3 protein-coding genes are annotated in these 13,550 nt (G+C 66.0%); all 3 read left to right on the plus strand.

Going from position 1 to position 13,550, the window contains the following annotated elements:
* Window positions 1-53: 53 nt before the first annotated feature.
* Complete coding sequence (locus tag SMD14_RS06735) at window positions 54-6,218, plus strand: Ig-like domain-containing protein (RefSeq protein WP_321215784.1); 6,165 nt, start codon at window positions 54-56, stop codon at window positions 6,216-6,218.
* Between the two features lie 160 nt (window positions 6,219-6,378).
* Window positions 6,379-12,501, plus strand: a complete 6,123-nt coding sequence (locus SMD14_RS06740) for an Ig-like domain-containing protein (RefSeq protein ID WP_321215785.1) — start codon at window positions 6,379-6,381, stop codon at window positions 12,499-12,501.
* Window positions 12,502-12,565: 64 nt separating this feature from the next.
* The gene (locus SMD14_RS06745; RefSeq protein WP_157238672.1) at window positions 12,566-13,537 is read left to right on the plus strand and encodes a MoxR family ATPase; all 972 of its coding nucleotides are present in this window, start codon (window positions 12,566-12,568) and stop codon (window positions 13,535-13,537) included.
* Window positions 13,538-13,550: the final 13 nt, after the last annotated feature.

Consider the following 13,550-nt stretch of genomic DNA (forward strand, 5'->3'; position numbering starts at 1 on the left):
CTGTTAAAGCCGGAAGCCGGCCGTCGCCGGGGTCTACTTGGGGGAACCGATCCATGAATCTTCGCGGGAAAGCACGCGCAAAAGGCGCCGTATCCGCACCCGCGTTCCGCCACAGGCTCTTCCGTTCCCGCCTTTTCGGCAGCACCGCATTTGGGCTGGCGCTCATTGTGCTGGTGGTTGGCGCGGTGCTGTATCCGGGGTTCAAGACCACCGAGGTGGAGTTGAACGACGGCGGGGTGTGGGTGGTCTCGAAGTCGAAGAATGCGGTGGGCCGGCTTAACTACCCCTCCCGCGTTCTTGATGGGGCTGTGACGCCCGCTTCGACGACGTTCGACATCCTGCAGGATGCGGGGGATGTGTTCGTCGATGATGAGACCGGGTCAACACTGAACCAGGTGTCGCCGGCGAACATGCGGCTGGGCGGGGATAAGCAGTTGCCGGGATCGGCGGACGTGAGCTTCGGCTCGGAGGTTATTTCCGTGACGGATGCGGCGTCGGGCAAGGTGTGGGCTGTGTCGCCGTCCACTGTTAATGGTTTTGACGAGGAAGCGTCGGAGCCCGTGATGGTGGGTTCGGAGGGCATTGTCTCGGCGGTCGGGGATGATGACCGGATTTACTCGGCGGACCCCAAGTCCGGCGCGGTGACGGTGACGGCTGTTGACGCCAACGGCGAGGTGACGGCCTCGGAGTCGGAGACCTGGGCCGAGCTGAAGGGTTCGGGGGATCTGCAGATCACGGTGGTGGGGGACAAGCCGGTGCTTTTGGATGCGGCGGCCGGGAAGTTGTTCCTGCCCGGCGGGAAGCGGCTCCAGCTGGAGAATGCGCGGGAGGCGAAGCTGCAGCAGGGCGGCCCTGCCAGCGGTTTCGTGGCCATCGCCACGCGGAAGGCGTTGCTGAAGCAGCCCCTGGACGGATCCGCGGCGAAGACGGTGGCGTTCGACGGCGAGGGCGTGCCGGCTGCCCCGGTCCAGTTGGGCGGGTGTGTGCATGCGGCGTGGTCCGGGGCTAACAAGTATGTGCGGGACTGTGTCAATGATGGTGATGACAAGAACGTTGACGTGCCCAAGGCGAGTGCCTCGCCGTCGTATGTTTTCCGGGTGAACCGGGACCTGGTGGTCCTGAATGACGTGAACTCCGGGAACGTGTGGCTGGTGAACCAGAACATGCAGCTGGTCAACAACTGGGACGACGTCATCCCGCCCAAGGAAACGTCCGATGACGCGGACAAGGATTCCGCCGACGAAGTCCAGCAGACGGTGCTGCCGGACCGCACCAAGCCCAACAGCGCTCCGGTTGCCAAGCCGGACACTTTCGGGGTCCGGGCCGGCAAGACCGCTGTGCTCCCCGTCCTGGACAACGACACTGATCCGGACGGCGACATCCTCACCGTGCGCGCCCCTGATCAGCTTAAGTCCGGCGTTCTCGCCCCGATTTACGGGTCCACCGGCTTCCAGGTCGCCATCCCTGCCGACAAAGCCGGTTCCGAGACCTTCAAATACTCAGTGGACGATGGCCGGGGCCTCACCGCCTCCTCCGACGTCACGCTCAATATCATCCCGGCAGGGGAGAACTCCGCCCCGCGGCAGAAGCCGAACCGCAACACCACGCTCGTTGTGCAGGCGGGCAAGATCGTCAGCCAGAACGTGCTTCCTGACTGGATGGATCCGGACGGCGACGATCTGTACGTGGTCAGCGCTGCGGGCAGCGATCCCCGCGACCAGGTCAAGGTCCGACCGGACGGCCTGCTGACCTTCCAGGACGCCGGAACGGAGCCCGGCCGCAAGGTGGTCACCCTGACCGTTTCCGACGGCCAGTCCACAACGGAAGGCAAGGTCACGGTAGACGTCCGCGCCCCCGGCGCCCTGCCCCCGATCGCCAACGCGGATCACGTGGTGGCCGTCGCAGGCGTCGACGCGGTGATAGCACCCCTCAAAAACGACTCCGACCCCCAGGGCGGCGCCCTCCGCCTGGCCCAGGTCACCCCGGACGGCAACGCCACAGCAACCCTGCGGGCGGACCAGCAGACCTTTACGTTCAACTCCGCGGCCCAGGGACCGCACTACGTCACTTACCTGGTAACCAACGGGCCGGCCAGCGCCCAGCAGCTGGTCCGGGTGGACGTGGTGTCCGGCGACGGTGACGGCGCCCCCGTCGCGGTGCGCGACACAGCCCTGCTGCCAAGCGGCGGAACTGTGCTGGTGGACGTCCTGGGCAATGACTCGGACCCGTCCGGCGGGGTCCTGGTAGTCCAGTCCGTCACAGCTGCCGACGGGTTGCCGGTCAGCGTTTCAGTGCTGGACCACGCGGTCATCCGGATCACCGACATCCGGGCGCAAGGCCAGCTCAACGTCAAATACACAATCTCGAACGGCTTGGCCTCGGCCAGTGGCGACATCGCAGTGCTGGTGGTGCCCGCCCCGGCCAAGCTCCAGTCCCCCCAGGCGAAACCCGACGAAGTGTCCGTCCGGGTGGGCGACGTGGTGACCATCCCGGTCCTCGCGAACGACTCCGACCCCAACGGCGAGAAACTCACGCTTGAGCCCGAACTGGCGCAGAAGCCCGACGACACCGACGGACGGATGTTCCACGCCGGGGACACGTTGCGTTTTATCGCCGGAGACGTGCCCAAGACCGTCTACGCAATCTACAAAGTCACCAATGAATCCGGCCAGTCGGATTCGCAGCAGGTCACCATCCGCGTCCGCGCCCGGGACGACGAGCGGAACACCCGTCCCGAGCCGAAGAACCTCACCGCCCGCGTGGTGTCTGGAATGGTGGTTCGGATCCCCGTCCCGCTGGACGGCATCGACTCCGACGGCGACTCCGTGCAGCTCATCGGGGTGGACAAAGCCCCCGCCATGGGAACCGCCGTGGCCAGGGACGGCTACCTCGAATTCACCGCCACGGGCACGGCGGCCGGCACCGATACCTTCACCTACCGGGTCAGGGACAGAATCGGCGCCGAGAACACCGGCACGGTCATTGCGGGCATCGCGCCACCCGAGGCCAACAACCAGAGACCCATCGCAGTGGACGATTCCGTGGATGTCCGTCCCGGACGCAAGATCGCCGTTGACGCGCTCAGCAACGACTCCGACCCGGACGGTGACCCGATCGGGCTCGTCAGTAACGCGTTTGAAGCCCGGCCGGAACTCGGTGTCGAAACCGCTGACGGCAGGGTGCTGCTTACTGCGCCCGGCAACGCGGGCAATGAGAACGTCAGCTACAAGATCCAGGATGACAAAAAAGCCCAGGGCAGTGCAGTGATCCGGGTCAGCATCTCTCCCGACGCCACGCTGAAGGCGCCGGTGGCGAAAGACGATGTGATCACCCCCGCCGAGACGCTGGGCAAGTCCGCTGTCGACGTGCCGGTGCTGAAGAACGATTCAGACCCCGACGGCGTGGCCGCCGAACTCAAGGTCAGCCTGCCGGACGGCAACCCGAACGCCCGCGTCGGCGGCGACGGCAACGTTGTGGTCGGCCTTGCCGCGGGGGACCAGCTGGTTCCCTACACTGTCACCGACGTGGACGGCCAGAGCGCCACTGCTGTCATCTGGGTGCCCGGTCAGGGTGAACAGCACCCCAGCCTGGCCAGGACCGACGTTGTGGAAGTGATGGCCGGCAAGGAAATCACCTTCGCCCTGAGCGAATACGTGCGGGTCCGGGAGGGCCGCTCTCCCCACATTACGCAGGCAGACAAGGTCCAGGTCCAGGGCGCTGACACCCAGGGCGTCATCGCCGGAAACGGCGACGCCCTGCGCTATGCGGCGCTCAAAGACTACGTCGGCCCCGGCTCCGTGACGTTCGAAGTGACAGACGGGTCCGGTCCGGAAGATCCGCAGGGCCTGAAATCCACCCTGACCATCATCACCCGGGTCATTCCGGACCCGGCCGCGAACCACGAGCCCACCTTCAGGGGAACCGACCTTGACGTGCCGAAGGCCGAAACTGCTGCCCTTGAACTGGGCACCCTGGCCAGGGACGTGGATGCCGGGGACCAGGAGAAGCTCAAATTTGAGTTTGACGGGACCACGCCGGAGGGCTTCACTGCCTCCCTCGAGGGGCAGACACTCAAGGTCAGTGCTGCAGCAGGCTCGCCCGCCGGCCGGAAGGGAAACATCCCGCTGAAGGTCACCGACGGCCGATCCGAACCGGTCAAGGCCTCGGTAACAGCCACGGTAGTCGCCTCCAACCGGCCCCTTCCCACAGCCGGGGAAGACGTCATCGAAAAGGCCAACGCGGGCCGGGCCGAGACCATCAACGTCCTCGCCAATGATTTCAACCCCTTTGCCGACACCCCGCTGGAAATCGTTTCAGTGGCGGTGGAAACGGGGTCCGCAACAGGGCAGCCGGTGGTCGCCGGGGACTCGCTCACGGTGACTCCCGCAGAGGGATTCAAAGGCGTCATGGTGCTCCGTTACGTCATTTCGGACAAGACCGATGACCCTTCCCGCCATGCTGACGGCCGGGTGCGCATCACCGTCCGGGATAAGCCGGACCCGCCCTCGGCCCCCACCGCCACGGACGTGCGCAGCCGGACGGCTGTGCTCAAATGGGCGCCGCCGTCAGACAACGGCGCCACCATCACCGGCTACACCGTGCGCTCCAACACCGGATTTGAACAACAGTGCGCCACCACCACGTGCACTTTGAGCGGTCTGACCAACGACGTGAAGTACGTCTTCACTGTGACCGCCACCAATGAGGTGGGCGACTCCCAGGCGTCTGCGCAGTCCAACGAGATCCGGCCCGACGAAAAGCCGTCCCCGCCGGAGGCGCCCACGGTCAAAGCCGGCGACAAGAACATGGTGATCGACTGGCCCCCTGCCAGGACCGAGGGTTCGGCCGTCAAGAGCTACAACCTGGAGATCTCGCCACCGCCAGCCAGCGGCATCGCCGTGAAAAACGGGGTCACGGGCCTGACCTACACCTGGCCTGGCCTGACGAACGGCGTCCGCTACAAGGTGCGCGCCCAGGCGGTCAACGAGCTGGGCCCGTCCGACTGGGGCATCTACTCCTCCGAAGACAACCCTGCCGGCGTGCCCGCTGCGCCCGCGGCACCGACCTCCGCCGTGGCGTCTGCTGTGGGGAGCACCAACCAACTGCGCGTGAACTGGACCGAACCCGACACCAACGGTGACGCGATCAGAAACTACTACGTCACCATGAGCGGCGGCGGCGGCGCGCCGCAGACCCAGGCCATCCCGGGCACGGTACGGACGGCCAACTTCACGGCCAACAATTCCGAAGCCGAATACACCTTCACCGTCCAGGCGGAAAACAAGGCCGGCAAGGGCGCCGTCAGTCCCGCTTCGGCACCCCGGCGCGCCACCGGCAAGCTGGGCCAGGTCTCCGGAGTGACGGCCGCCGCGGCAGACACCGGCGGCGCTGGGCGACAGGTGACCATCAACTTCAAGGAACTAACGGCGGCTGAACGCAACGGGTCGGCGTATGGCGAGGTCAGCTACAGCTACAACGCCAGCACCGGGCAAACCGGTCCCATCAGGCCCGGGCAAACAGTGGGTGGCTTCACGAACGGTACGCCCACGTCCATCACGGTGGTGGCCAACTCAAGTGTGGCACCGAGTTCAGACGCCAGCACGGCCGCCACCACCACGCCGCACGGCGCACCCGGCACACCCTCTGCGACAGGGCAGAACGGCGGGCAAAACCAGAAGTCGCTGAGCTTCAGCTGGACCTCGCCGTCCACGGCCACCAACGATGTCGCCTACACGCAGATCAACATTGACGGCCGGGGCTGGGAAAGGGTGGCGGCTTCGGGAAGCCGGACAGTGAACACCGGCGGCTTCGACGAGCCCCACTCGATCCAGGTGCAGACCGTGAATTCCATAGGGAACGGCGGAGGCGTCGCCGAGGCGACCGCCAGGTCCGGGCCGGCCAAGACGGAGTGGGGCAACTCAATCGTTGGCTACCGGACGTGTACTGATGCGCCTGCCTCAGGCCAGACCTCGTGGCGGTCGCCGACGGGCGCGGAACACACCTGCGATGGTGTGGTCAGCGGCTATCCCTGGATCTACGGCTCCGGCCCAACCTTCACCGTCAACTGCTTTATGTGGCGGACCGTCCCCGACGCCCGGGGCACCTACAAGTGGTACCGCATCAGTTCGCATCCTGATGGGCGCTACGTTGGCCGCACCGTCCAGGTCGGCAACACCACCTTGGGTGAGCCTGAGGGACATGGAATCCCGCAATGCTAGAAGTAACGGGCAGCGCCACAGGTGGCACGGCGGGGGAGCGCTCCCCATCGCGGCCGCCGTCCTGCTTCGGTAGGCTAACCCGGGAACAGAGAGCCCTATACCGGGTCTTTGGACGGGCTGGCCAGGGGGCCGCCACAAATTTCAGGGGAAAAGTAAAGCTGTGACAACTCTGCTGGGGAAGCTTGGGCTGAAAAGACGCCACAAAAAACTCGTCACGGGCACTGCATTCAGTGCCGTCGTCGCTGTCCTGGTCACCGGTGCGGTGCTGTATCCGGGGTTCAAGACCACCGAGGTGGAGTTGAACGACGGCGGGGTGTGGGTGGTCTCGAAGTCGAAGAATGCGGTGGGCCGGCTTAACTACCCCTCCCGCGTTCTTGATGGGGCTGTGACGCCCGCTTCGACGACGTTCGACATCCTGCAGGATGCGGGGGATGTGTTCGTCGATGATGAGACCGGGTCAACACTGAACCAGGTGTCGCCGGCGAACATGCGGCTGGGCGGGGATAAGCAGTTGCCGGGATCGGCGGACGTGAGCTTCGGCTCGGAGGTTATTTCCGTGACGGATGCGGCGTCGGGCAAGGTGTGGGCTGTGTCGCCGTCCACTGTTAATGGTTTTGACGAGGAAGCGTCGGAGCCCGTGATGGTGGGTTCGGAGGGCATTGTCTCGGCGGTCGGGGATGATGACCGGATTTACTCGGCGGACCCCAAGTCCGGCGCGGTGACGGTGACGGCTGTTGACGCCAACGGCGAGGTGACGGCCTCGGAGTCGGAGACCTGGGCCGAGCTGAAGGGTTCGGGGGATCTGCAGATCACGGTGGTGGGGGACAAGCCGGTGCTTTTGGATGCGGCGGCCGGGAAGTTGTTCCTGCCCGGCGGGAAGCGGCTCCAGCTGGAGAATGCGCGGGAGGCGAAGCTGCAGCAGGGCGGCCCTGCCAGCGGTTTCGTGGCCATCGCCACGCGGAAGGCGTTGCTGAAGCAGCCCCTGGACGGATCCGCGGCGAAGACGGTGGCGTTCGACGGCGAGGGCGTGCCGGCTGCCCCGGTCCAGTTGGGCGGGTGTGTGCATGCGGCGTGGTCCGGGGCTAACAAGTATGTGCGGGACTGTGTCAATGATGGTGATGACAAGAACGTTGACGTGCCCAAGGCGAGTGCTTCGCCGTCGTATGTTTTCCGGGTGAACCGGGACCTGGTGGTCCTGAATGACGTGAACTCCGGGAACGTGTGGCTGGTGAACCAGAACATGCAGCTGGTCAACAACTGGGACGACGTCATCCCGCCCAAGAACGAATCCGACGAGCAGGACCAGGAATCCGCGGACAACAACACCATCAACGTCCTGCCGGACCGCACCAAGCCCAACCGTCCGCCGGAAACCAAGCCCGACGCCGTCGGCGTGCGCCCCGGCCGCACCACCATCCTCAGCGTCCTGGACAACGATTCGGACCCCGACGGCGATGTCCTCACTGCCGCCGTCGGGGATTCCGGACCCCAGGCCGGCAGCCTTGAGAACATCTACGGCGGCACGGCCTTCCAGATCTCCGTTCCGGCCGGCGCGAAGCCCGGTACGGAAACATTCAGCTACAGCGCCTCCGACGGCCGCGGCCTTTCCGCCACCGGGCAGGTCACCCTCAGCGTGGTGGCCCCCGAAGAGAACAAGCCACCCCGGTTCAAGCGCGGCGACAACACCACCATGCTCGTGGAACAGGGCAAAACCGTCAGCCAGAACATCCTTACCGACTGGATTGACCCCGACGGGGACGACCTGGTGCTCCTTGACGCCAAAGCGGACAACGACCAGGACCAGGTCAAAGTCCGCCGCGACGGCCTGCTGACCTTCCAGGACTCCGGTGCGACAGCCGGCAAGAAGGCCGTGGAGGTGACCATCTGGGACGGCAGGGCCACTGTCACCGGAAAAGTGGTGGTCAACGTCCAGCCGCCGGGAGCCCTTGCACCGGTGGTCAACGCCGACCACGTCACGGCAGTGGCAGGCCAGGACCTGGTCATCTCGCCGCTGAAGAACGACGTGGACCCCAACGGCGGCGCCCTCCGCCTGGCCCAGGTGGAGGCCAGCGGCCCCGCCGAGCTGGGTCCCGTGACCGACGGCGGCACCTTCACCTTCCGCAGCACCACCCCCGGCCCCGTCTACCTCACCTACATCGCCAGCAACGGGCCGCAAAGCAGCCAGGGGCTGATCCGCGTTGACGTCGAGTCCGGGGATGAAACCGGCAACCCCGTCGCCGTCCACGACGTCGCGCTCATGCCCACCGGCGGAAGCGTGCTGGTGGACCCGCTGGCCAACGACTCCGATCCCTCGGGGGGAGTCCTGGTGCTGCAGTCCGTGAAGCTGCCGGAAAATTCGACCGCATCCGTGAGCGTGATCAACCACAGCGTCCTGCGGATTACCGACATCCTCGGAACCAAGGACCCGGTCCTCTTCGAATACACCATGTCCAACGGCAAGAAGTCGGCCACCGGCAGCGTATCGGTGGTGCCCGTCCCGGCCCCCGCCGTCCTGGAAGCACCCCAGCCCAAGCCCGATGAAGTGAACGTCCGGGTTAACGACGTCGTCACCATCCCGGTGCTCGAGAACGATACCCACCCGCAGGGCCAGGAGCTCACCGTGGACCCGGTTCTTCCGCAGGGCGTTGGTCCCGTGGACGGGAAGAGCTTCGTCTCGGAGAACACGCTCCGGTTCATTGCCGGCCCGCAGCCCAAGACCGTGCGGGCCATCTACAACGCCGTGGATCCGCAGGGCCAAAAGAGCGCCGCAGCGGTGACCATCCACATCCTTCCCCTGGAGGGGGCCGAAAACTCACGCCCGCAGCCGCGCAACCTGACGGCACGCGTAGTGGCCGCCGGCACGGTCCGGATTCCCGTCCAGCTGGACGGCATCGATCCCGACGGCGACTCCGTCCAGCTGACCGGCATCGACAGTACGCCCGCGATGGGCATGGCCACCGTGGGCAGCAACTTCATCGACTTCACGGCTGCCGGCAACGGCGCCGGGACAGACACGTTCCGCTATAAGGTGGTGGACCGGCAGGGCGCCGTCAACACCGGAACCGTCACCGTGGGCATCGCCCCGCGCGGCGAGGTCAACCAGAAGCCCACTCCCGTGGACGACGAAGTGAGGGTTCGCCCCGGCCGCCAGATCGCCGTCGACGCCACCGGCAACGACACCGATCCCGACGGCGACCTCATCCGCATCCTCAGTGACGGCATCGAGGCCGACGCAGCGCTGCAGGCCACGGTAAGCAAAGCGAGCGGCCGGATCATCCTGCTGGCTCCAGCAGAAGCCGGAACCGTCAACGTGCGCTACACCATTGCAGACGACCGCGACGCCTCCGCCCAGGCCGCAATCCGCGTCGTGGTGGACAATGAGGTTCCCCTCAAGGCGCCCATCGCCCGTGATGACAGGGTGACGTCCGCCCAGACCATGGGCAAAACCGCAGTGGACGTCCCTGTCCTGAAGAACGACGAGGACCCGGACGGCGTAGGGGAAAACCTCAAGGTCAGCACCGAAGCCACCACCGCCCGGCCCGGGGCGGACGGCAACATGATCGTGGACCTGACTGAGCAGCCCCAGCTCATCCCCTACACCGTAGAGGATGTGGACGGCCAGAAGTCGACGGCGGTGATCTGGGTACCGGGCCTCGGCCAGCAGGTGCCCACCCTGGCCAAGGACGAAGTGCTTGAGGTAGTTGCAGGCCAGTCCGTGGATGTTGACCTGGATGAGTGGGTCAGGGTCCGGGAGGGCCGCTCGCCGCGGCTCACCCAGACGGACCGCATTAGGCTCATCGGCGCCGACGGCAGCGACCCCGTGACCGGCGACGGCACGGGACTTAAGTACACCGCCGGCGCGGACTACGTGGGACCGGGTTCCCTTACCTTCGAGGTGACCGACGGGACCGGCCCGGATGATCCGGCCGGCCTGAAGTCCACCCTCAGCATCCGCACCAAGGTGCTGCCGGATCCGAACAAGAACAACCCTCCGGAACTGCTGGGCACAAACCTGGACGTGCCCAAGGGCGACTCCGCGAGCACCGACCTGGGCAAGCTGACGGCGGACCCTGACCGGGACGACGTCGAAAAGATGAAGTACGAGCTGGTGGGAGGATCGCCTGCCGGTTTCAACGCCGGCATCGACGGCAAGACCTTGAAGGTTTCCGCGGCAGACTCGAGCGGGGCCGGGACGACGGCCGCCGTCCAGGTCAAAGCCAGGGATTCCCGCGGGCTCGAAGCCACGGCCACCTACCAGCTGAAGGTGACGGCTTCCAACCGGCCGAAGCCGGTGGCGAACGACGACGTGCAGGACAACGTTGCCGCCGGTAAACCGGTGACGGTGAACGTGCTCGCCAACGATGCCAACCCGTTCCCGGAGTCCGCACTCAAAATCATTGCGGCCGCTGCGGAAACCGGCAGCGGCAACGTGGACGTGAACGGCGATTCCATCACAGTCACCCCTGCGCCTGGATTCACCGGCACCATGGTGGTGTCCTACACAGTGGCCGACAAGACCGGCGATGACTCCCGCAATGCCACCGCCCGCGTCCGGCTCACCGTCAAGGACAAACCCCAAACCCCCACCACCCCGCAGGCCCAGAGTGTTGGCGACCAGACGGCGCTCCTGACCTGGACGGCGCCGGCGGACCGCGGTTCAGCAATCACTAAATACACCGTGTACGGAGAGTCCGGCTTCCGGCAGGACTGCCCGGCCAACACCTGCACCCTCAACGGGCTGGCCAACAACACCAAGTACCACTTCCAGGTCACGGCCACGAACGAGTTCGGCGAGTCCGACCGCTCGCCTGCGTCCGCCGAGGTGCGACCTGATGTGAAGCCCGATACCCCGCTGGCACCGTCGCTGAAGTTCGGCGACAGGGAGCTGTCCGTCAACTGGACCGCTCCGGCCAGCAAGGGCTCACCGGTGAAGTCCTACGACCTGGAGATCTCGCCTCCTCCCGCCGGCCAGAACGCCCAGATCCAAAACCTGACGGGCGTCAGCTACGTCTGGAAGGGCCTGCAGAACGGCGTCTCCTACAAAGTCCGGGTCCTGGCGCGCAATGACGCCAAGGAACCCTCCGAGTGGAGCCCCTATTCAGCAGCCATGGTTCCGGCAGGCGTACCGGCCACGCCCGCGGCCCCCGCCGCCACAGACGCAGGTTCGGTGGGTTCGCAAAGCCAGCTGAAGGTGAGCTGGACCGCGCCGAACAACAACGGCGATGCAGTCTCCGCCTACACCCTGACTACCCTCCGCGGCGGTGCCGTGGTGTCCAGCCAGCAGGTGGCCGGAACCACCCAGAACGTCACCGTGGACAACTCGGAAACGAACTACACGTTTACGGTGTCAGCCACCAACAAGGCGGGTACCAGCGGGACGAGCCCCCAGTCGGCTGCCATCCGCGCTGCCGGCAAGCCCGGCCAGGTCAGCGGTGGAACGGTGGCGGAAACGGGGAACAGCGGGCAGCTCAAGGTCACCTTCACGCCACTGACGGAAGCCCAGCGCAACGGCTCCACGGCGAGCGAGATCGCCTACTCCTACCGGGCTTCAAACGGCCAGGCCGGGCCCATCAGTGCCCCCGGCGGCAACATCAACGGCCTGCCGAACGGCCAGGACATCACCATCAACATCATTGCCACGTCCACCAAGAACAACGTGTCCGGTGACGCCAAGGCCATCGGAGCCGGCAACCCGTACGGACCGGCCAATGCACCCAACGTGAACGGGGGCACATCACCGAAGGGCGATGGCCAGGTGCACTGGACCTGGAACAACCCGAACACCAACGGCCGTCCGCTGAGCCATTACGAGGTCAGCATGGACGGCGGAGCGTGGCAGAACGTCAACAAGGCCAACAGCTTCGATGCCGGCGCCGGCGGATGGAGCCAGAGCCATAGACTGCGGGTCCGTGCCGTGACGGTGGTGGACGGCGCCATCGGCGGGCCAGCGACCTCCACATCCGGCGCCGACCCGACGCCTCCTCCGGCACCCACAAAGGTCCGGGTCGAGGCTTCGACCGTCAACAGCTGCCCCGGAAAGCCGGGCGTTCCAGACCGATACAGCAATGTCAACGGCGATGCCCGTTGCGGTTCCAGCGACGCCAACTGGGTGTCCTTCTCGGACGGCTGGATCGACAGCGCCTGCTGGATGAACATCTACGGTTCGCCAGAGTCGGATCCCGGCTACTACAAGTGGTACCGCATGGATGGCGGCCCCTGGCCCGGCTGGTACGTCAAGCGCGCCACGATCGATATAAGCGGTCCGGACGTTCCCCGATGCTGACCGTTCAAGCCCACCCCCCGTTTCCGCCCCGCCTAACCAGCAGCCTCACCAAAGGACGTACATCATGACCATGACCATCGAGCAGGCCGCGTGGTTTGCAGACACCTTCGAGAAACTCGTTGCCAATGTGGGGCAGGCCGTCCTGGGCAAGGAGCACGTCATCCGGCTCACCTTCACCGCCATGCTCGCCGAAGGCCATGTGCTGTTCGAGGACGCCCCCGGCACCGGTAAGACCTCCTTGGCCCGGGCCCTGGCCGCCACGGTGCAGGGGTCCAACAACCGCATCCAGTTCACCCCGGACCTGCTGCCCTCGGACGTCACCGGTGTGACCATCTACGACCAGAAGACGCAGAAGTTCGAGTTCCACAAGGGCCCGATCTTCAACAACATCGTCCTGGCGGACGAAATCAACCGTGCTTCGCCGAAGACCCAGTCGGCTCTGCTGGAGGTCATGGAGGAGTCCCGGGTCACGGTTGACGGCGTCACCTACGAGGCCGGGCGCCCGTTCATGGTGATGGCCACGCAGAACCCCATCGAGCAGGCAGGCACCTACCGCCTGCCGGAGGCACAGCTGGACCGCTTCCTGATCAAGACCTCCATCGGCTACCCGGACCACGCCTCCACGGTCCGGCTGCTGGGCGGCTCCAACCTGAAGGACCGGTCGCAGGATCTCTCCGCCGTCATCACCACCCAGGCTGTGGCCGACATGGCAGACCTCGCCGCCACGGTGCACGTGGACACGGCCGTGCTCGAGTACATCTCGCGGCTCTGCGAGGAGACCCGCAACGCCCCCGAAACCCGACTGGGCGTCTCGGTCCGCGGGGCCCTGGCCATGGTCCGTGCAGCAAAGGTCTGGGCGGCCGGGCAGGGGCGGAACTTCGTGCTGCCGGATGACATCAAGGAACTGGCCCCGGTGGTGTGGACCCACCGTTTCGTCATGGATCCGGAGGCAGAGTTCTCCGGAGCCACTCCGGAAGCCGTGCTGACACGGATCCTGGCGGATGTCGCGGCTCCCCAGCAGCGCACCAACGCTTGACGGTCCCGGCACG

This window comes from Pseudarthrobacter oxydans, from assembly GCF_034258515.1.
In the GTDB taxonomy this organism is placed as follows: Bacteria; Actinomycetota; Actinomycetes; order Actinomycetales; family Micrococcaceae; genus Arthrobacter.

What these genes read in the sequence shown, in the direction of transcription:
- SMD14_RS06735 (WP_321215784.1), top strand. Translation starts at nt 54, where the DNA reads ATGAATCTTCGCGGGAAAGCACGCGCAAAAGGCGCCGTATCCGCACCC.
- SMD14_RS06745 (WP_157238672.1), top strand. Translation starts at nt 12,566, where the DNA reads ATGACCATGACCATCGAGCAGGCCGCGTGGTTTGCAGACACCTTCGAG.